Source organism: Streptomyces sp. NL15-2K, assembly GCF_030551255.1.
GTDB lineage: Bacteria > Actinomycetota > Actinomycetes > Streptomycetales > Streptomycetaceae > Streptomyces.
Map to the genome: position 1 here is coordinate 1,254,510 of NZ_CP130630.1, position 20,128 is coordinate 1,274,637.

At 70.0% G+C, this 20,128-nt stretch carries 18 protein-coding genes and 2 pseudogenes; 14 read left to right on the forward strand and 6 right to left on the reverse strand.

The annotated features are described in order from the left end of the window. The first annotated feature begins 233 nt into the window (after window positions 1–233). The 4 genes from Q4V64_RS04945 to Q4V64_RS04960 all read left to right on the forward strand — a co-directional run bounded on the left by Q4V64_RS04945 (window position 234) and on the right by Q4V64_RS04960 (window position 4,039). Window positions 234–1,661 (forward strand): amidase, encoded by a 1,428-nt coding sequence (locus Q4V64_RS04945; protein WP_124437469.1) that lies wholly within the window; start codon window positions 234–236, stop codon window positions 1,659–1,661. A 39-nt stretch (window positions 1,662–1,700) separates the two neighbouring features. Beyond that, complete coding sequence (locus Q4V64_RS04950; protein WP_253266726.1) at window positions 1,701–1,919, forward strand: hypothetical protein; 219 nt, start codon at window positions 1,701–1,703, stop codon at window positions 1,917–1,919. 133 nt (window positions 1,920–2,052) lie between these two features. Continuing rightward, window positions 2,053–3,540, forward strand: coding sequence for a flotillin family protein (locus Q4V64_RS04955; RefSeq protein ID WP_124437470.1), 1,488 nt, complete (start codon window positions 2,053–2,055; stop codon window positions 3,538–3,540). Between the two features lie 43 nt (window positions 3,541–3,583). Beyond that, window positions 3,584–4,039 carry a type II toxin-antitoxin system PemK/MazF family toxin gene (locus tag Q4V64_RS04960; protein WP_124437471.1) on the forward strand — a complete coding sequence of 152 codons (456 nt, stop codon included), beginning with the start codon at window positions 3,584–3,586 and terminating at the stop codon, window positions 4,037–4,039. Window positions 4,040–4,055: 16 nt separating this feature from the next. On the opposite strand, the gene Q4V64_RS04965 is transcribed toward Q4V64_RS04960, so the two are convergent. Then, window positions 4,056–4,880, reverse strand: coding sequence for a TIGR02452 family protein (locus tag Q4V64_RS04965; protein WP_172628993.1), 825 nt, complete (start codon window positions 4,878–4,880; stop codon window positions 4,056–4,058). A gap of 288 nt (window positions 4,881–5,168) precedes the next feature. Between Q4V64_RS04965 and egtA the strand changes: the two genes are divergently transcribed. The 6 genes and pseudogenes from egtA to Q4V64_RS04995 all read left to right on the forward strand — a co-directional run bounded on the left by egtA (window position 5,169) and on the right by Q4V64_RS04995 (window position 12,917). After that, window positions 5,169–6,506: an ergothioneine biosynthesis glutamate--cysteine ligase EgtA gene (egtA, locus tag Q4V64_RS04970; protein ID WP_124437472.1), complete on the forward strand. Its 1,338-nt coding sequence runs from the start codon at window positions 5,169–5,171 to the stop codon at window positions 6,504–6,506. Next, a complete protein-coding gene (egtB, locus tag Q4V64_RS04975) occupies window positions 6,503–7,846 on the forward strand; it encodes an ergothioneine biosynthesis protein EgtB (protein WP_124437473.1) in 1,344 nt (447 codons plus the stop codon). Before egtA ends, egtB begins: the two co-directional genes overlap by 4 nt. Beyond that, complete coding sequence (gene egtC / locus Q4V64_RS04980; RefSeq protein ID WP_124437474.1) at window positions 7,846–8,637, forward strand: ergothioneine biosynthesis protein EgtC; 792 nt, start codon at window positions 7,846–7,848, stop codon at window positions 8,635–8,637. The genes egtB and egtC overlap by 1 nt, the downstream gene beginning before the upstream one ends. Continuing rightward, window positions 8,634–9,272, forward strand: a pseudogene (locus Q4V64_RS04985) (L-histidine N(alpha)-methyltransferase); the annotation flags it as partial. The gene egtC and the pseudogene Q4V64_RS04985, both read left to right, overlap by 4 nt. A 245-nt stretch (window positions 9,273–9,517) precedes the next feature. Then, window positions 9,518–10,498, forward strand: coding sequence for an L-histidine N(alpha)-methyltransferase (gene egtD / locus Q4V64_RS04990; RefSeq protein WP_124437475.1), 981 nt, complete (start codon window positions 9,518–9,520; stop codon window positions 10,496–10,498). 754 nt (window positions 10,499–11,252) lie between these two features. Further along, window positions 11,253–12,917 carry a hypothetical protein gene (locus Q4V64_RS04995; RefSeq protein ID WP_124437476.1) on the forward strand — a complete coding sequence of 555 codons (1,665 nt, stop codon included), beginning with the start codon at window positions 11,253–11,255 and terminating at the stop codon, window positions 12,915–12,917. Window positions 12,918–13,505: 588 nt separating this feature from the next. Here the strand turns inward: Q4V64_RS04995 and Q4V64_RS05000 are convergent. Next, window positions 13,506–13,673 carry a hypothetical protein gene (locus tag Q4V64_RS05000; RefSeq protein WP_303709026.1) on the reverse strand — a complete coding sequence of 56 codons (168 nt, stop codon included), beginning with the start codon at window positions 13,671–13,673 and terminating at the stop codon, window positions 13,506–13,508. 55 nt (window positions 13,674–13,728) lie between these two features. On the opposite strand from Q4V64_RS05000, the gene Q4V64_RS05005 reads away from it, so the two are divergent. Beyond that, window positions 13,729–14,019: a hypothetical protein gene (locus Q4V64_RS05005; protein ID WP_172628994.1), complete on the forward strand. Its 291-nt coding sequence runs from the start codon at window positions 13,729–13,731 to the stop codon at window positions 14,017–14,019. Beyond that, complete coding sequence (locus Q4V64_RS05010) at window positions 13,994–14,398, forward strand: hypothetical protein (protein WP_124437477.1); 405 nt, start codon at window positions 13,994–13,996, stop codon at window positions 14,396–14,398. The genes Q4V64_RS05005 and Q4V64_RS05010 overlap by 26 nt, the downstream gene beginning before the upstream one ends. 482 nt (window positions 14,399–14,880) lie before the next feature. Here Q4V64_RS05010 and Q4V64_RS54750 read toward each other — a convergent pair. Continuing rightward, a pseudogene (locus Q4V64_RS54750) lies at window positions 14,881–15,737 on the reverse strand (universal stress protein). 5 nt (window positions 15,738–15,742) lie between these two features. Further along, entirely contained in the window at window positions 15,743–15,898 is a 156-nt protein-coding gene (locus Q4V64_RS05015; RefSeq protein ID WP_172628995.1) for a hypothetical protein, read from the reverse strand. Between the two features lie 249 nt (window positions 15,899–16,147). On the opposite strand from Q4V64_RS05015, the gene Q4V64_RS05020 reads away from it, so the two are divergent. Together Q4V64_RS05020 and Q4V64_RS05025 are read left to right on the forward strand one after the other, a co-directional pair. Then, entirely contained in the window at window positions 16,148–16,636 is a 489-nt protein-coding gene (locus Q4V64_RS05020) for a universal stress protein (protein ID WP_301184464.1), read from the forward strand. A gap of 9 nt (window positions 16,637–16,645) precedes the next feature. Next, window positions 16,646–16,984 carry a universal stress protein gene (locus tag Q4V64_RS05025; RefSeq protein WP_301184465.1) on the forward strand — a complete coding sequence of 113 codons (339 nt, stop codon included), beginning with the start codon at window positions 16,646–16,648 and terminating at the stop codon, window positions 16,982–16,984. A 193-nt stretch (window positions 16,985–17,177) separates the two neighbouring features. On the opposite strand, the gene Q4V64_RS05030 is transcribed toward Q4V64_RS05025, so the two are convergent. After that, window positions 17,178–18,896: a GAF domain-containing sensor histidine kinase gene (locus Q4V64_RS05030; RefSeq protein ID WP_124437478.1), complete on the reverse strand. Its 1,719-nt coding sequence runs from the start codon at window positions 18,894–18,896 to the stop codon at window positions 17,178–17,180. A 243-nt stretch (window positions 18,897–19,139) separates the two neighbouring features. After that, on the reverse strand, window positions 19,140–19,832 hold the full coding sequence (locus tag Q4V64_RS05035) for a response regulator transcription factor (protein WP_124437479.1): 693 nt from the start codon (window positions 19,830–19,832) through the stop codon (window positions 19,140–19,142). Window positions 19,833–20,128 lie beyond the last annotated feature (296 nt).

Here is a 20,128-nt window from a genome sequence, read left to right on the forward strand (position 1 = left end):
TGTTCATGCGGCTCAATGTTCGAAATTCCGAACAAGGTTCGGAAAGCCGGTCAGAAGGTAGAGCTGGGCCAGAAGTGCGTCAATGGTTTGAGCGGGACCTTGTGGGCCCTGCGGGAAGGCTGTGGCGGCCGGCCAAGTCCGCTGCCGGAGCTCCTTTCCCGCCAGGGTCGTTCCACCGGGCCCTCCCGGACGTTACCGTTCGGTAGACAAAGTGCTTTCCGGAGGTGGACCGCATGACGCCAGACCGTTCCGAAGGCCTCACGGAGTCCGCCCGCGCCCTGGCCGACGGGGAGCTGACCTCCCAGGCGCTCGTGGAGCGAGCCCTGGCCCGGATCGAGGCCACGCAAGGCTCCCTGAACGCCTTCCGGATCGTACGGTCCGAGGCGGCGCTCGCCGAGGCGAAGGCGGCGGACGAGGAACTGGCCGCCGGGGTGCGCAAGCCGCTCCTCGGCGTGCCGGTGGCCGTCAAGGACGACATGGACGTGGCGGGCGAGCCGACCGCGTTCGGCTGTCAGGGTGAGTTTCCGCCGGTCGCCGCGGACGGCGAGGCGGTACGGCGGCTGCGCGCGGCCGGGGCCGTGATCATCGGCAAGACCAACACCTGCGAGTTCGGGCAGTGGCCCTTCACCGAGGGGCCGGCCTTCGGCGCGACCCGCAATCCGTGGAGCCCCGAGCACACCCCGGGCGGCTCGTCCGGCGGTTCGGCCGCCGCGGTCGCCGCCGGTCTCGTGCCCGCCGCGCTCGGCTCCGACGGCGCCGGGTCGGTGCGGATCCCGGCCTCCTGGACCCATCTGATCGGCATCAAGCCGCAGCGCGGCCGGATCTCCACCTGGCCGCGCGGCGAGTCCTTCCACGGCATCACGGTCAACGGCACCCTCGCCCGCACGGTCGCCGACGCGGCCCTGCTCCTGGACGCGGCGAGCGGCAACCACGACCTCGACCCGCACCGGCCGCCGGCCGTGGGCGCCGCGGAGGCGGTGGGCCGCGACCCCGGCCGGCTGCGCATCGCCCTCGCCCTGAAGCCGCCGTTCACCGCCGTGCCCGCCCGACTCCAGCCGGAGGTACAGGCGCAGGTCGTCCGACTCGCCGAGAAACTCGGCGACTTGGGGCATACGGTCGTCGAGGCCGATCCGCCGTACGGCCAGATCGGGCTGACCTTCGTGCCGCGCGCCACCGCCGGGATCGCCGAGCGGGTCCGCGAGACGCCCTTCCCCGCGCTCCTCGACCGCCGCACTCGCGGGGCCGCCCGGCTGGGCGAGCTGCTCGGCGGCGCCCCGCTGCGGGTGGCCCGGCGTGCCGAGACGGTCCTGCAGCGCCGTATCGGAGCGTTCTTCGAGACGTACGACGTGATCCTCGCGCCGACGACGGCCGCTCCCCCGCCGCGCATCGGCGCGCTGCTGAACCTCAACGGCTTCGCCACCGACCGCGCGATGATCGCCGCCTGCCCCTACGCCTGGCCGTGGAACGTCCTGGGCTGGCCCGGCGTCAACGTCCCCGCCGGATTCGTCACCGGCCAACTGCCGGTCGGCGCCCAGCTCCTCGGGCCGGCGAACAGCGAGCCGCTGCTCGTCTCCCTGGCCGCCCAGCTGGAGGCGGAGCTGCGCTGGCACGAGGCATGGCCGCCGCCGCGGCAGGTCGCCTCGGATACCCCCGCCGCATAAGGGCGTTCGGACCAGGCGTTCGGCCCGTACCCTGTGACCATGGACGACGCGTCGATGGTCGGGCTCATGGGGCGGGTCACCGGGACGGTCGGGCCCGGCCTGGTCGGCGAGGTGATCGTCCGCGTGCGCGGCGGCGCCGAGCACTTCCTCGCCTACCCCGCCTCCGGTACGGACCGCATCGAGCGGGGCACGGTGGTGATGGTCGTGGAGTACCTGCCGCCCAGAACGGTCTACGTCCAGGCGGCGTACGACAGTTGAGCCTGCTGCGCCGCAGGTGAGAACTGTTTGTGTCAAGCTTTCGACAAGGTTCGGCCCGCGTCTGTACCCGGGCGTCACGCAGGCGCACACTCCCTTCGTTCGGTGCCGAGAGGGCACCATGCAAAGGGGGCGTATGCCGATGGTTGTCGGCGTCGTTGCGGGAGCGGCGTTTGTCGCCGTTCTCGTCGTGATCGGTCTGTTCAAGATGATGTGGCGGGTCGCCGAGCCCAACGAGGCACTCATCATCTCCGGTTCCAAGCACCGGACGGAGGGCCTCGAGGAAGGGATGGGGTTCCGCATCGTCACCGGGCGCGGCACGCTGGTGCTGCCCGGTGTGCAGGCGGTGCGCAAGCTCTCGCTCGATCTGAACGAGACCGAACTGCACGTGGACTGCGTGACCCACCAGGGCATTCCGCTCAAGGTGCGGGGGGTGGTCATCTTCAAGGTGGGCGACGACTTCGTGTCGATCGCCAACGCGGGCCGGCGTTTCCTCGACCAGCAGAAGCTGATGTCGGAGCGGGTGCACAACGTCTTCGCCGGTCATCTGCGGTCCATCGTGGGCGGGTTGACGGTCGAGGACATGATCCGCGACCGGGAGAAGCTCACCGGGCAGACCCGGGCGGCCTGCGGCACGGAGATGGAGAAGCTCGGTCTGATCGTGGACTCGTTGCAGATCCACGAGATCGAGGATCCCACCGGGTACATCCAGAACCTGGCGATGCCGCACGCGGCGGCGGTCCAGCGGGACGCGCGGATCGCGCAGGCGGAGGCGAACCGGCTGGCCACCGAGGCCGAGCAGCAGTCGTTCGCCCGGATGGCGGAGGCGACGCGGGACAGCGAGATCCTCCAGGCCGGCTACCAGGCCGAGCGCGACAATGCGGGGGCCAAGGCCCGGCAGGCGGGTCCGCTGGCGGATGCCGCCGCGCGCCAGGAGGTCGTCGTCCAGGAGACGCGCGTCGCCGAACTGGAAGCCAAACGGCGTGAGCAGCAGCTCCAGGCGGACGTCCGCAAGCCCGCGGACGCCCAGGCCTACGAGAAGCGCACCCTGGCCGAGGCCGAGCGCGACGCGCGGATCTCGGCGGCCGAGGCCAAGGCGAAGGAGACGGAGCTGGCGGCCGCGGCCGAGGCGACCCGGGTCAAGACGGCCGCGGGCGCCGAGGCCGAGGCGACCAAGGCCCGGGGTACGGCCATGGCGGCGGCGACCCGGGCCACCGGTGAGGCCGAGGCCGCCGCGGCCCAGGCCAGGGGTCTCGCGGAGGCCGAGGCGACCAAGGCTCAGGGCCTGGCGGAGGCGGAGGCCATCAAGGCACGGGCCGCCGCCCTCGCCGAGAACCAGGAGGCCGTCGTCGCCCAGCAACTCGCCGAGAACTGGCCGGAGATCGTGAAGGCGGGCGCGTCCGCGTTCGGCAGCGTCGACAACATGGTGGTGCTCAACGGCGCCGACGGCATGGCGGAGATGCTCGCCAAGGCGCTCACCATGGGCGGTACGGGGCTGGGTCTGGCCCGTCAGCTGCTCGCGTCGATGAACCAGAACGGGCAGGCGGCGAACGGGACTTCGCAGCTGAACGGGCTCGTGACGCCGTCCGCGCAGAAGGTTCCGGTGGAGCAGGACGAGGGGTGAGGCGGGCAGACGTCCGGGGGCCGCGGGCTCTAACGTTGCGCGCGTGACTGCGTTTACCGAAGAGACCGATGAGAATGTCCCCGGCCGGTCCGGCCCTTCCGCCACCACCGAGGCCGACCCCCGCGAGGTGGGCCGGGTGCGCACGGAGTACTCGCCCGCGCACGACGGGGACCCGGATCCCGGCGAGATCGTCTGGACCTGGGTCCCCTTCGAGGAGAACGACGGCCGGGGCAAGGACCGCCCCGTGCTCGTCGTCGCCCGGGAGGCCGGCGGCACCGTTCTCGCCGTTCAGCTGTCGAGCAAGCGGCACGACGGCGACCGGGAGTGGGTGCCGATCGGGAACGGGCCCTGGGACCGGACAGGGCGGGACTCGTGGGTCGACGTGGACCGGGTGCTGCGGCTGCACGAGGCCGGCATGCGCCGGGAGGCGTGCGCACTGGACCGGATGCGGTTCAACCTGGTCCGGCACCGGCTGCGGGAGCGCTACGGCTGGAGCTGACGAGGCCCGAGCGCCGTTACGGCTGGAGCTGACGCTCCGGAAACGCCCGTTCGAACGCTCCCCGCACCCCATGGCCCGTCGTACGGTCCAGGATCCCGAACACCACCTGCTCGAAGGCCCCGGCGAACCGGCCGCCGGGGCCGAGCAGTGCCCGGAAGGCGTCGGCCACCTGCGCCGGATCGTTCTGGAACACCCCGCAGCCCCACGCGCCCAGCACCAGCCGCCGGTAACCGTGGGCGACGGCCGTCTCCAGCACGCGCTCCGCCCGTACCGCCAGGGCCCGCGGCAGCTCGGCCGCCCGCTCCGGCGCCGTACGCCGCACCACTCCCGCGTTCGGGGCGGCCGCGGTCAGGAATCCGGCGGTGTACGGCTCGTCCAGCAGCCGGCCGCGGTCGTCGCGGAAGACGGGCACGGCCGGCGCGTGGATGACACGGTCCGTGTAGAACGGGTCGCGGTGGGCGCGGTGGTGGTCGTAGAACTCGCGGACCCCGGTCAGGCACGCGTACAGCGCGGAGGCCCGGCACAGAGCCTCTTCCTGGGCCTGGGCGCCGTTGAGGTACCCGCCGCCCGGGTTGCGGGCCGAGGCGAAGTTCAGGACGGCCACCGGTCCGGCGATCCGACGGGCCGCTTCCAGGCTGCTCTCGCCCGTGACCTCGACCGACGTGTCCACGGGAGCGAACGGCGGTACCTCCACCGGCCCCGGCCCGTACATCCGCGTGCCGTCCCGCGCCGCCTCGACCGCGGCGGCCACGGACACCTCGCGGCCGTCCGGCGCGCGGTAGGACCCCGCCGCCACGATCTGCTCGGTCTGCTGTGCGATGCCACGCAGGCGCGCGCTCATGGCGCCACCCCCGTGGGCGCCACGACCGCGCGGCGCGCGGCCTCCCCCGTCGTGCTCATGAACGCATCGTGAGTGATTCTGGTCATGTGGTGCAACACAGTTTCCCGGGCACCCGACGTCCGGAAAACACCTCGAGAACACCCAGGAAACGGAGATCACCGGCCCCGATCACGACGATGTGCCCCCTTGTGCGGATGAGCAGAAGGGTTTTGGGTGGGACGAGTTGTGCCGGTCCGGCCCACCGGATCCCGGACCGGCGGCATGGTGGAATCTCAGGAGGATCCCTACATGTCCGATTCAGTAAGTGGCTGTACGGCGCCCCGTACCGCCATCAGTGAAGCCGAGGTGGAGGCCCTGGTACGGGGCATCTGCTTCAAGACCGGCCCGCCCCGCAAACTCGGGGTCGAGGTGGAATGGCTCGTCCACGAGCTGCGCGCGCCGCGGCTCCCCGTGACACCCGAACGACTCGAAGCGGCCTACGCCGCACTGCGGACCGTGCCTCTGAGGTCGGCGCTCACCGTCGAACCCGGCGGCCAGCTGGAGCTCAGCTCGCCTCCCGCCGCCTCCCTGATGGAGTGCATCGGTACCGTATCCGCCGATCTTGACGCCGTCCGTACGGCTCTGGCCAAGGACGATCTCGGTCTCGTCGGCATCGGCCACGAACCCTGGCACCCGCCCCGCCGGTTCCTGCGCGAACCGCGCTACGACGCCATGGAGGCGTGCCTCGACCGCACCGGCCCGGCCGGCCGCGCCATGATGTGCGCCTCGGCCTCGGTGCAGGTGTGCCTGGATGCCGGCCATGAGGAGCCGGGCCCGCTCGGGCTCGGACGGCGCTGGCGGCTGGCGCACCAGCTGGGCGCGGTCCTGGTGGCCGCGTTCGCCAACTCCCCGCTGGCCGACTCCGAGCCCACCGGCTGGCTCTCCACCCGGCAGCTGCTGTGGATGGAGATCGGCGCCGGCCGCGCGGGCGCTCCGCCACCGGACGCGGACCCGCGCGAGGCCTGGGCCCGGCACGTCCTGGACGCCCCGGTGATGTGCGTTCGGCGGGACGGCGGCCCGTGGGACGTACCCGAGGGCCTGACGTTCCGGGAATGGACCAGATCGCGCGCCCCCAGGCCTCCCACCAGGGAGGATCTCGACTACCACGTCACGACCCTCTTCCCGCCGGTGAGACCGCGCGGCCATCTGGAACTGCGCATGATCGACGCCCAGCCCGGCGAGGACGGGTGGATCGTGCCGCTCGCGGTCACGACGGCCCTCTTCGACGACCCCGAGGCGGCCGAGACCGCCTACCGGGCCGTGAAGCCCCTCGCCGAGCGGGCCCTGTCGCTGCCCGCCCCGCACAACCCGCTGTGGCTCGACGCGGCCCGCCACGGCCTGCGCGACCCCGAGCTGCACGAGGCGGCCGTCGCCTGTTTCGCGGCGGCCCTGGAGGCCCTGCCCCGGCTCGGCGCCACCACCGAGGTCACGGACGCCGTCACGGCGTACCACGACCGCTATGTCGTCCGCGGCCGCTGCCCCGCCGACGACCTGCTCGACAGCCTGCGCGGCACGGGCCTCCCCCCGTCTCGGCCTCGCTCGACCGGGGGAACCCCCACCGCCCACGGGAAGGACATCCGCACATGACCGAGCCCGCCCTCGACACCGGTCCCCCCGTCGACACCACCGACGCCGAAGCGCTCCGCGACCGGGCGCTGACCACCCTGACCACCGCCCGGGAGCGCACCACACTGCTGACAAGCTGCGTGGAGGAGCCCGACCTGACCGCCCAGCACTCCCCGCTGATGTCGCCGCTGGTGTGGGACCTCGCGCACATCGGCAACCAGGAGGAGCAGTGGCTGCTGCGGGCCGTCGCCGGCCAGGAGGCGATACGGCCCGAGATCGACAGCCTGTACGACGCCTTCGAGCACCCCCGCTCCGAGCGGCCCACCCTGCCCCTGCTGCCGCCCGCGGAGGCCCGCCTGTACGCGGCCGACGTACGCGGCCGGGTGATGGACGTGCTGGAACGCGCCGCCTTCCACGGGACGCGGCTCACGGAGGCGGGCTTCGCCTTCGGGATGATCGCGCAGCACGAACAGCAGCACGACGAGACGATGCTGATCACCCATCAGCTCCGCAAGGGCCCTCAGGCCCTGACCGCCCCCGACCCGGAGCCGGCGCCGCTGTTCACCGGCCCGGCCGAAGTCCTGGTCCCCGGCGGCCCGTTCACGATGGGCACCTCGAGCGAGCCATGGGCGCTGGACAACGAACGCCCGGCGCACCGGCGCGAGGTGCCGCCGTTCTACATCGACACGACGCCGGTGACGAACGGCGCCTACCAGGCGTTCATCGAGGACGGCGGCTACGACGACGAGCGCTGGTGGACGGCGGCGGGCTGGGCCCACATCCGGCAGCACTCCATCCAGGCCCCGCTGTACTGGCGCCGCGACGGCAAGCAGTGGCTGCGGCGCCGCTTCGGCGTCACCGAGGTCGTGCCGCCGGACGAGCCGGTGCTGCACGTGTGCTGGTACGAGGCCGACGCCTACGCCCGCTGGGCCGGGCGGCGGCTGCCCACGGAGGCCGAGTGGGAGAAGGCCGCACGGTACGACCCCGCCGGCGACCGCTCGACGCGCTACCCGTGGGGCGACGCGGACCCGGCGCCCGAGCACGCCAACCTGGGTCAGCGGCACCTGCGTCCGGCCCCCGCGGGCAGCTACCCGAAGGGCGAATCCCCGCTAGGCGTACGGCAGCTGATCGGCGACGTGTGGGAGTGGACGGCGAGCGACTTCCTGCCGTACCCGGGGTTCCAGGCGTTCCCGTACAAGGAGTACTCGGAGGTGTTCTTCGGCTCCGACCACAAGGTGCTGCGCGGCGGTGCGTTCGCCGTGGACGCGGTGGCCTGCCGGGGCACGTTCCGCAACTGGGACTATCCGATCCGGCGGCAGATCTTCTCAGGGTTCCGCACGGCCCGCTCGGGAGCCGTCTGATGTGCCGTCACCTGGCCTACCTGGGCCCGGCGGAGGCACTCGGCCGGATCCTGATCGAGCCGCCGCACAGTCTGTACCGCCAGTCGTGGGCGCCGCGGCGGCAGCGGTACGGGACGGTCAACGCCGACGGTTTCGGGGTGGGTTGGTACGCCGATGGGGATCCGGTTCCGGCGCGGTACCGCCGGGCCGGGCCCATCTGGGCGGACCAGTCGCTCGCCGATCTTGCCCGCGTCGTCCGTTCCAGGGCCGTGCTGGCCGCCGTACGGGACGCGACCCTGGCGGGCGCCGACGCGGAGGCCGCGGCGGCGCCGTACGCGGCGGGCACCTGGCTGTTCAGCCACAACGGCGCCGTCGCGGGCTGGCCGGACTCCCTCGCCCCCCTCACCCCGACGCTGCCCGCCGCCGACCTGCTGTCGCTGGAGGCACGCAACGACTCGGCGCTCGTATGGGCCCTGGTGCTCGCCCGACTGCGCGGCGGCGACGACGAGGGCCAGGCGCTGGCCGATTCGGTCCTGGAGGTCGCCGCGGCGGCCCCGGGCTCGCGGCTCAACCTGCTGCTGACCAACGGCGAGACCATCACCGCGACCGCCTGGGGCGACACGCTCTGGTACCTCTCGGAGCCCGGCCGCCGCACGGTCGTGGCCTCCGAGCCCTACGACGACGACCCGCACTGGCAAGAGGTCCCCGACCGGACGCTGCTCGCGGCGAGCCGCACGGACGTGCTGCTCACTCCGCTCAAGGAACCGAGCACCGCCTCGGCCACCGCACCACCGAAGGAGCCCCGTACGTGAGCCCGTTCCTTCTCACCCGCACCCTGCCCGAGGACGCCACGGAGGCCGCCCGGCGCGCCGACGTCCACCAGGGCCTGACCCACACCCCCAAGACGCTGCCGCCGAAGTGGTTCTACGACGCCCACGGCAGCGAGCTGTTCGAGCAGATCACCGAGCTGCCCGAGTACTACCCGACCCGCGCCGAACGGGAGATCCTCGTCGCCCGCAACGACGAGATCGCCGCGGCGACCCGTGCCCGCACCCTCGTCGAGCTGGGCTCGGGCTCCTCGGAGAAGACGCGCCACCTCATCGACGCCCTCACCGACCTGCACACCTACGTCCCCGTCGACGTCAGCGAGAGCGCGCTCACCCAGGCCGGGCAGGCGCTGGCCGCCGAGCGACCGGGTCTCGAGGTGCACGCCCTCATCGCCGACTTCACCGCACAGCTCACGCTGCCGGACACGCCCGGGCCCCGGCTGCTGGCGTTCCTCGGCGGCACGATCGGCAACCTGCTGCCCGTGGAGCGCGCGGCGTTCCTCGCCTCCCTGCGCGCGCTGCTCTCCCCCGGCGACGCCCTGCTGCTCGGCACCGATCTGGTCAAGGACGAGAACGTGCTGGTCAGGGCGTACGACGATGCGGCCGGAGTGACGGCCGCGCTATGTGGGTCGTTCATCCTGTCCGTTGTCCGCACCGCAAGGCCCACTCACGTGCCCAAGCCCAGGCAGAGAAGCCGGATCGGTAACGGAAGAACTCGGCCTGCGCCCCGGTCCCGTCGGTCATCCCGGGCGCCCAGCGGCCCGGTGACGGGGAGGGTGCCCGCTGCTGCCGGCGTTGCACGCTCGACAAGGAAACTGCGACCCCGGCAATCCGCCGATGTGGCGTCGACCGAAGAGAGGCACGCATGACCGACAACCGGGCCTATGGCTACACCGACACTCTCGAGGCCGAGCACTACGCCAAGGCACTGCGCGCTGACATCAGTGACGGGCTGACCCGCACCCCGAAGTCCACGGCGCCCACGTGGTTCTACGACGCCCGGGGCAGCGAGCTGTTTGAGGAGATCACCCAGCTTCCGGAATACCCCTTGTGGCGGGCGGAGCTGGGGCTGCTCCAACTCCATGCACAGGACATCGCTGTGCGGACCGGAGCCCGCAGCCTCGTCGAGCTCGGGTCCGGGAGCTCAACGAAGTCCAAGCTGATCATCGAGGCACTGGATCCGATCGGGTTGCACTACGTCCCTGTCGACGTCAGCGCGGACGCCCTCCATCAGGCCAGCGCCCAACTCGTCCAGGACTACCCGGGGATCCGTCTGCACGCCCTCCGCGCCGACTTCACGGCTTCCCTCGTCCTACCGCCGCTGCCCGAGGACGGCCCGCGCCTCATCGCCTTCCTCGGCAGCACGCTGGGGAATTTCCGACGCCCTGCCCGTGGACCGTTCCTCCGCGGGCTCCGAGACGCCCTCCGCCCCGAAGACTTCCTTCTCATCGGCGCTGACCTGGTCAAAACCGAGCACGAAATGATCGCCGCCTACGATGATGCTCAAGGCGTCACGGCTGAGTTCGACAAACATCTGTTGCACGTCTTGAACCGCGAGGTGAACGCCGACTTCGACCCGGATGCCTTCGACCACGTATCGGTGTGGAACGGCACGGAAAGCCACATCGAAATGAGGCTGCGCAGCCGGGCCGAACAGCTCGTCAAAATTCGAGACCTTGACCTGGCAGTGCACTTCGCACGCGGAGAAGAATGGATCACCGAGCGGAGCGCGAAATTCACCCAGGACGGACTCCAGGAAGAAATGACTGAAGCGGGTCTCCGTACGAATCAGCTCTGGGCCGACACCAACGCCGGCTTTGCACTCATTCTCGCCACCGCTTGCTGAACAAGGCGGTGCACGATTCTCGATGAGTCCAGATCGCTGCTCTGCTGACAGGACAGCAGAGCAGCGACGGCGGGTAAACGGGGCGTGCTCGCGACCCCGACTTCAACGGTCACCCCCCCCCCCGGGCAGGATCCTGCCAGTCGGTGGCTGATGATCGACGCATGGCGCAGTGTCTCACCGCCAACTACGCACGAGCGCGGCAACCCGTTGTTCGAAATCACCTTGGAACACGGCGCCAGGGGATCACCCATATGGGGATTCCCGAGACAACGGAGCAGGCCTCCGGATGATCCTTAAATCGGATCCGGTCCTTGCCCGGCCCCTGGTTTACGGCGGGGGCTTCTCTGTGCGTAATTGCCGCACGAAAGGTGTTGCCCATGCCTGCGCTCTTCTCTGACGGCAGTGAACCACCCCAGCCTCCAACCTTGTCTCCGTCGGAAGTTGCTTTCCGGGCCACTGACGGCCGCACGCACATCTTTAGGGTGGCCGAAAATGCCGCGCCCTCGGAGTCTGCCATGATTTCGGAGGTGGGCTGGGCAGCCGCAGCGGCGAAGGTACCGGGGGCGCAGACGTCTGCTGCGCGTCCAGCTGGTCAGGGCGTCTTCGATGTCGCCGAGGACCAGGTGGTCGGTGCCGGCGCCGCGGTGGTCATCTGGCGGGTGCTGCCGCGCCGCCGCCGGAGCTGCCGAGTAAGCGCCTTTGCGTCAGACTGCCAAGAGGGGAAGTACATCGTCTCCGGGCAGGAGTGGGCCCCATGTCACTCGACCTCAGCCATGGTTTCTTCGGGGAAGTCCAGTTCAACACGCAGACAGTGCGACAGGTCTTCGCCGCCAACTTCCTAGAGCGTGCCGGGACGGTGCGGATGTCGTTCCCGGGTAGGGAACTGTCGATGTGGTTCGACCAGCCTGGGGTTGCATTGGTCAAGCATCCGGACCCGGCGGTGGCCCGGGTCGAGGTTACGCTGGGGCTGTTCGCCCGGCTCTCGGACCGGAGCGACGAGGCCCGGGCGCTCTTCACCGCCCGCGGGACCATCAAGGACCGGAAGCTGCTTGTCGGCACGGAAACCCGCGCTTGCCCGTCGGTGGACTTCAAGGACGCGGCACCCGCCGACATCGTGCAGACCTTCACCACCAACAGCGAGTACGACGACCCCGTGGCCACCGCGGTCAGGAAGGTGCTTCAGGAGTCGCCGTTCGCCCTCGGCCCCCTGGCCGACGCAAGCGGCAAGCGGTTCTACCGGACCTATTTCGACGTCCCGAATCATCCGCAAGGCATGCTGGTGATGTTCATCGCGGCCTTCGGCGAGCCGCCGACTCCCCCCACGGTCACCGAGCGGCGCTTCTCCTCCGACGCGATGCTGCTCGTGCCTGACGATCTTGTGAAACCGGCCATCGACAAGGGGCTGGCGCAGGCTGGGCTCGCCACCCTGCCAGCCCAGCTCAACCCCGATGTGAAGGTGAACTCCCTTCAAGTCTCCCTCCAAAACGGGCACATTCGCATCGAGGGATCCGGCACCAATACGACCGAAGTCCTCAGCATCCCGATCGAGACCGACTTCACCTTCAAGGCCTTCGTCCAGCCCCTGGTCAACGCCGACGGCACCGTCGGTATCCACGTGATCTCCACCCAGCAGGACCTCGTCGGCGCGGGCAGTGCATTCGCCGACTTCATCTCCGCGGGAGCGCTGACTCGGCTGATGGAGAGGCTTCTCCCGGAGGCGATCAGCGGACTGTCGCTGGGATCAATCTCGGGCCTCGACTTCTTCGCCTCCAACACGCCCCGCAGGGACGATTCGGCACCCGCCACCCCGGGGTCACTGCCCATCATCTTCGCCAACGGGATGGGCATCCGCTTCGACGTACACGTGTCGATGCCGAACGATATCAAGCCGCCGTACATCAGGGGCCACGTCGACAGCAAGCAGTTCCACGTCAAGGGATGCCAGTTCGGGGACCTCATCACCTTCGCGCATCTGCGCAAGTTTCCCTCCACGACCGCTGCCCTCGCGGCGGGTTTCGACGGATGCGCCGTGTGCCAGCCCGAATTCCACGTCCCGGAGTTCGGCGACCTTTCGATCGTCGTGGAACACCCGGAGGGAGTTCAGCCGGGGCTCCCCGTGACTGTACGCGCCACCTACGCCGGCGACCTCGTGCGCTTCGGCGTCACCCTTGTTCCCGCGGCAGAGGAGGACGTCAGTGCGGAGACCATCATGAGCAACGGCGTCCCCACCCACTTCCTTACCTTCGACCACCTGGTCCCGGCCGACTGGACGGTGTTGGCGACGGCCGGCACCTGGTCGGTGGAAACGGCTGTGCGTGTCGGCACTCGGGTCCTCGCACCGGACGGCTCGGTGGAGGGCAAGGGGACGCAGCTTAGGGCGACGGTGGGCAAGCCGGGGCTTGTACAGGTCATCGAGTGAGCCACGGCCGCAGCCTCCTCCCGGCGGGCCCTAAGAGCGGGGAATAGTGCACGGTCGAAATACCCCCCTCCCGCCAGTAATCAAGCACTTGGAACGGGGTTGCCTGCAACGATGGTGCGACGAGGATGGCGAACCCTTCAGGTACAAACTGACCAGCCAGGCTTTCAAGGGAGAGAGCACCCCCCTCGGGATCCAGGCGACTTGGGTCGTCAACGCGACGGTGGCCCGAGCCGTCGACTACTGGAGCGGCTGGTGCCCGAGCCCCAGCGCCTTCTCTTCGCGTCGCCTCCCGTACCGAAGCGCGCCCGGGGCGAGGAAGTGGACCAGGACACGACACCCCGCCCCAAGCAATCGCCCACCACGGTCAACGACATCAACGCATTCTCTGCCTGGGTCAATGACTACTGCGCCGAGCGTCGGCGAAGCGGTGGAATTCCCACAGTCGACGGGCGCCCATGGAGGTTCACCACTCGTCAGTTCAGGCGAACACTGGCCTGGTCCATCGCCCGACAGCCAGGCGGGTCGATCGCAGGCGCCATTCAGTACCGCCACCACAGCGTCCAGATGTTCGAGGGCTACGCCGGCACGTCATCCTCCGGATTCCGCCAAGAAGTGGAAGCCGAACAGGCATTCACCCGCAGCGAACAACTCTGCGATCTCGTCCTCGATGCCACCCCCGGGCGGCTCTCCGGAGCCGCAGGCGAGGAAGCCGAAGCACGACTGAAAGCCATCGCGGGCGATGCGCAGTTTCCCCAAGCGCCTCCGGCGCCACATCACACGGCACGACCCACATGTCTACCCCGGAGAATTCGTGACCTGCGTCTACAACCCCGACCGGGCGCTGTGCCGCCGCGCCGAAACTTACGGCCCGTCGCTCCAGCACTGCCAACCCCTCGCCTGCCGAAACGTCGCCCTCACCACCAGCAACATCGACGCCTTCCGCCGCTGGCTGCTCCAAATGGAAGAACGCCTTGACGACCCCACGATAGCCCCGTACCTCCGAGGCCGGCTCGCACAACGACGGGACGAAGTCGCACAGTTCCTCGCTGACAACGACATCCCCAAGGAGGCCAACGGTGGCGCGGCCAACGATCACGGATGACGAAGTCCGTACTGCTATGCACATCGTCCTGCGCGAGGCAGCCGACGCCGACCGGCATGCGACCATCACCGCCGTCGAGCGACGCCTCGGCGTCGCCCACCCGACCTTTTACCGCAACTTCCCGCACCTGATCACCTGGTTCAAGCAACAACAGGCCGCCAGCCAACTAACCCCAGAAGAACCAGCCGTCCCTAACAGCAGACTCTCAACAGATAAGATCGCGGACCTCCGCCGGGAGAACAGGAATCTTCGAGCCACCGTGAAGGTGTACGCAGAAGCTCTCCGGCAACTCACTCTCGATTACGCAGAGTTGGAAACAAGATTGGAGCACAGAGCGGGAGTGATCAACCTGGCCCCCCGACGACGCGAGCACAACTGACAGCCCTATGCGAGTCTGCGTGGAGCGGTTGCGGCACTTGACAGGCCTGATGCTGACAACGGGAATGGAGGTCGCCCGGGCGACCTCGAAGGCAATTGCCACCCTCCTCGGCCGTCACCGAGGGCGCTCAACCAATACAGGGCTGTCAGGGCTGCGGCACCATCGCCCTCACGGAAGGATGTCGGTGGACAGCCGCACGTAAGGTTGCGCTGCCGGGCGCACTCCGCCACAGAAGGCACCCCGATCGGCCGATGGCGTCCCAGGACGCCTGAGAAACCCGACGGGTCGCAGCGGCACACGCCGAAAGTCCCGTCTGAGAGGCCCACTCAGCCCGAGCAGCTCTCTCAGGCCGTCCAAGCCATCCTGTTGGGTCACGTTCCCGAAGGAAGGTCTGCGCCCTGAGGGTGGTTACAGGGGTCCGTACAGGCGTTGGCAATTCGCCGGCTACCAGGCAGTGGGCCTCAGCGCAGCCGTCACGGTTCCTACGCCCGTTGGGGCACCACGGCGACCGGACACGCGGCGTGATGCAGCACCGTGTGGGCGACCCGGCCGAGTTGCAGTCCGAAGTGGCCCGGGCGGCGTCGCGCCCCACGACGAGCAGATCCGCACCGTGGGACGCGTCCAGGAGCACCTTCCGTGCGGAGTCTTCGGCCGTGCGCTTGTGCAGCTCCATGCCCGCCGGCGCTTCGCGAAGCGCGGCTTCCAATCCCTCTGCCGCACGCTGCTCGTGCCCATGCGCCGGTTCCCCCGCGAGCTGCGGGTGGTCGGTGGTCTCGTGCGCCGCACGCCGCCAGGCGCGTATGGCTTCCAGTGCGGTACCGCGTCGCTCCGCCTCCTCCAAGGCGAAGCGGACGGCATTCGCGCTTGCAGCCTCCTCGCCGACGCCCAGAACAACGCGACAGTGCAATCCGTCCCCGTGGTCGCCGCTGACCACGATCACCGGGCAGTCGGCCCGGCCGGCCACGGTGAGGCTCACGGAACCGAGCAGCAGTTCGGCGACGTCGCCGCGACCGCGGGATCCCACGATCAGCACGGTGGCGTTGCGTGCCTCACGTACCAGAACAGTCGTCGGCCCGTCCGGCATCACCTGGGTGGAGACCTTGACGTCGGGGGCCCGCTTCCGAGCGCGCTTGGCTGCGGCCGCCACAAAGACGCCACTGAGAATCTGTTCCGTCCTCTCCCCTTCAACGGGGAAGACAGCACGCTCGTACCGTTCCCTCAGGGAGGCGTACACCACCCGTAGCGGCAGCCCGCGCAGCGCGGCCTCGTCCGCTGCCCAGTCCACAGCGCGCAGGCTCGGCTCGGAGCCGTCCACACCCACGATCACGGGGAGCCCCAGCGTTCTCACCGCCCGGCGACGAGGGAGAGGACAAGCGGAACCACGATGGAGGGGGGCTCCCCGAGCGCCCGGACCTCCGCTTCCTTCATGATCTCCAGAAGTTCGTCCAGTCGCGGCTCAAGCAGGAGTTTTTCCTGCTGACCGCGCCGTTCTCCGTTCATCGCTGCCTCCGACCGGCTCGGGCGGTGGGAAAAGCCTCCAGGTCCCCCGCGGGCTACCTCAGGGCACTGACGGCCTCCCTCCATCCGGATGGAGCGGATTACGCGTCCGCAGCTTGGACCGAACGCCCCCGCACCAGGAGCCAGGCGGCCCAGGCCGTGGATTGCGGCCCGGGGCGGACTCATCCTCGCCCAACGCGATATCGGGTCGACGCCGACAGAGCTGCGACCTGTTTCGTGGCCAGACCGCAGGTGGCTCACGCGAGACCCCCCTTTCTTGGTGCCGGGCCCCATCCGCGTGGTCACCGGCCTCGTCACGGTGATGCCACTTCCGCACGGACCACTGCGACGGGGCAACGGGCCTGCCGCAGCACCGTTCGGCCGGTCCTCGGCGCCGTGGACCGGCTCAACGAACGGTATCCGCAGGTCTCTTTGAGCGCCGAGCAGGTCTCCCGGCCCGCGGCCGACGCTCTGGTCGAGGCGGGCGACGAGGCGGAGCTGCTGGTCCTGGGCAGTCGGGCGTTCAGCGGCTTCGGCGACTTCATGGCCGGTTCCGTGGCGCTGGTGACGGTTGCCCGTGTGGCGCGTCCCGTCGTCCTGGTACGGGCCGACCAGCCGGTCGATGACGAGCACGGGCCGGACGCACGGGGCCGACCGTCGGCACACACCCCGTACCGCGACATCGTGGTCGGTGTGGACCCGACACATCCGTGCCAAGAACTGCTCGCGTTCGCGTTCTAGAGCGCGACCCTGCGTGCCGCTCCGCTACGAGTGGTGCACGCGTGGCGCCTACCGTACGTACCCAGTGCTCTGGAGGCCAAGGCTCGCAAGGACGTCGGAGGGGCCGCCGAACGGGCCCTGGCCGCCGTTCTGGCGCCGTGGCGGGAGAAATATCCCGCGGTGGAGATCCTCGAGCTGGTCGAGGAGGGGCGTCCCGCGCAGCGACTGCTGGACGCCACGAGAGATGCCGGCCTGCTGGCCGTGGGCCGCAGGATCCGCCCGTCCAGGCTCGGCACGCACACCGGGCCTGTCACGCACGCCGTGATGCACCACGTCCGTTGCCCGGTCGCGGTCGTGCCGCACGAGTGAGTCCCGGTCGGGTGGAGCCCGGGGGTAAACCGTCCTGCTGTGGAGTCAGGTGAGCCGGACGGTGGCGAGCAAGCCCGTGTCCTGGGGACGCGGCAGCAGGCGTACGACGTGACCTGCCGAACCAACCCTCTCGAAGTCCGGCTCTCCTGCCGGCCTGGCCCTTGAGCCTCGTTCACCCTCCAGAGGGGACCTATCACGGCTCGTCCGTCACCGGCACCCGCCACACCAGAACGGTTCCGCCGCCGGCCGGGCTGTCGAACTCCAGCTCTCCACCCAGTTGCTGTGCTCGTTCGGCCATGTTGCGCAGGCCGCTGCGGCGGCCCTCCGGCGGTATCCCCACACCGTTGTCGGAGACCGTCAGCCGCACTTCGCGGCCGTCGGTCTCCAGCGCCACGTCGGCGTGGTCGGCACGGGCGTGCCGGGCGATGTTGGTCAGCGCCTCTGACAGGACCGCCTCCACCTGGTCGGCGATCCGGCTGGGGATCTTGGTGTCTACCAGGCCTTCCATCCGCACGCTGGGGGCGAAGCCGAGCACCGGAGCGGCTTCGCCGACGGCCCGCACCACGCGGGCGCGCAGACCTGATCCGGCGGCCCCGTCGCGCGACCGCAGCCCGAAGATGGTCGACCTGATGATCTTGATGGTCTCATCGAGGTCGTCGACCGCTCGGGTCACGCGGTCGGCAGCCTGCGGATGCTCGATGAAGCGGCCCGCGCTCTGCAGCGTCATTCCCGTGGCGAACAAGCGCTGGATCGCCAGGTCGTGCAGGTCCCGGGCGATCCGGTCGCGGTCCTGGAGCATGGCGATGTGCTCGGCGTCGCGCCGACGTTCCGCCAGCTCCATCGCGATCGCGGCCTGGGAGGCGAAAGCCTGCAGCGGTTCGGTCTCCTTCTGCGTATACGCCGGTCGGCCCGCCTCACGCACCAGCAGGACGACACCCCGCACGCTTGCGGCCGTTCCGATGGGAACAGCCACGGCCGCCCCGAGACCGGTGAAGCGCGGGGCAGTGTCGGACACCCGCTCATCGTGGTTGACGTCCGAGCTCGTGACCGGGGAAGCGGTGGAGAAGGCACGGCCGATCAGGCTGCCACTCACGGGCAGCACCAGGCCGCGGTGTTCCTCCGCGCCCTGCCCGACTGCCAGTTCCACCGTGAGCGAGTCGGTGTCCTCCATGGGCATCGCGACCACGGCCAGGGCGGCATCGGTGATCTCCCTGGCCCGCTCGGCGATCAGTCCGAGCGCCTCCGCGCGCTCGCTGCCGGACATCAGGCTGTGGGTGACCTCCGCGTTCGCCTGCAGCCAGCGCTCGCGAAGCCGGGACTCCTCGTACAAGCGGGCGTTGTCGATGGCGACGCCGGCGGCCACGGCCAGAGTGGACAGGACGGACTCGTCCTCCTCGTCGAACTGCGCTCCGCCCCGCTTCTCGGTCAGGTACAGATTGCCGAAGACCTGGTTCCGCACCCGGATCGGGACGCCGACGAAGGTGTTCATCGGCGGGTGGTGGGCTGGGAAGCCGTACGAGGCGGCATGCTCGGAGAGCTTCGTCAGCCGCAGCGGCTCCGGGTGCCGGATCAGCTCTCCCAGGATGCCGTGGCCCTCCGGATAGTTGCCGATCTCCGCGATCTGGTCCTCGGTGACCCCCACGGTGAGGAAGGCGGACAGCCGCTTGCCGTCCGGTCCGATCACGCCGAGGGCGGCGTACTGCGCGTCGACCAGCACGGCCGCCGCCTGCACGATGCTGTACAGCGCCTGCTCGAGGTCCAGCTCCCGGCCGACCGAGAGCACGGCTTCCAACAGGCTGTGCACCCGGTCCCTGGTGCCGCGCGCGGCGTCGATGCGCGCCTGCAGCTCTTCCAGCAGCTCGTCCAGCTTCAGCTGCGGCAGCCGTACGCGGGCCTCCTCAGGGCTTCCCACCGATGCTCCTCACGTCCCCTCGGCCGCCGACGGCCGACCGTTCCGGTCACGTGCCACGGTAACGGTCCGAGAGTTGTGAGGGTACGGAATCGGCCCTGGTCATCCCGTAGGAAGACTGGCTTCCCCGGTCAGCCCGGCCGCCACGTACTCGGTGAGGCCGAGCAGGCGGTAGCCGCACTCGTTGTCGTACGAGCCGAAGACCTGCATGCCACGGTTCCCCACCGCGGTCATTGACGAGGGGCTTCAGCGTCCTTCGCTCTTGAGCCTGTCCTGTGCCTGGGTGGCGATCACCGCGGCCTGGATGCGGCGCTCCACTCCGAGCTTGGCGAGGAGACGGGAGATGTGGTTCTTGACGGTCTTCTCGGCGAGGTAGAGCCGCTGGCCGATCTGGCGGTTGGTCAGGCCCTCGCCGATGAGAGCGAGGATCTCCCGCTCACGCTCGGTCAGACCCGGCAGCGCGTCCGGCTCGGGGTCCTTGGTCTGGTCGCCGCGCAGCCGGGCCATCACCTTGGCCGTGGCACTCGGATCGAGCAGGGACTGGCCCTTGGCCACCGTGCGGACCGCCGAGACCAGGTCCGAGCCCTGGATCTGCTTGAGGACGTATCCCGACGCCCCGGCCATGATCGAGTCCAGCAGGGCCTCCTCGTCGTCGAACGAGGTCAGCATCAGACAGGCCAGCTCCGGCATGCGCGAGCGCAGCTCCCGGCACACGCTCACACCATCGCCGTCGGGCAGCCGGACGTCGAGCACCGCCACGTCGGGGCGCAGGGCGGGGACCCGCACGAGGGCCTGCTCGACCGTGCCGGCCTCGCCGACCACGGTGATGTCCGGCTCGTCGTCCAGCAGGTCGTGGACGCCTCGGCGTACCACCTCGTGATCGTCCAGCAGGAAGACCCGGATCGGGTCGCCGGTACCGGGCCGCTCACTGTCCGCCATCGGATGCTCCTTGTCAGGTGATGCGTCGTGGGCCGCCCTCCGGACGAGACCGCGGCTCCTACCGGAGATCTTTCTCGTTTCCGGGCCGAACGGCCAGGGCCGGTCGGCCCTGTTTCACCCCCGGCTCCTTCCCCGTACGGCTGCCCGCTCGCCGCACGGACGAAAACCGGCCCCGTCGCCGAGGGCCGACCGGCCCACCGGACGGGACGGCCGGCACCTGCCCTGCCGTAGGCATCCGCAGCAGGCTGGAAGCCAAAGGGCAGAAGAGCCGTGGCACGAGGCCGAGGAGCACTGGG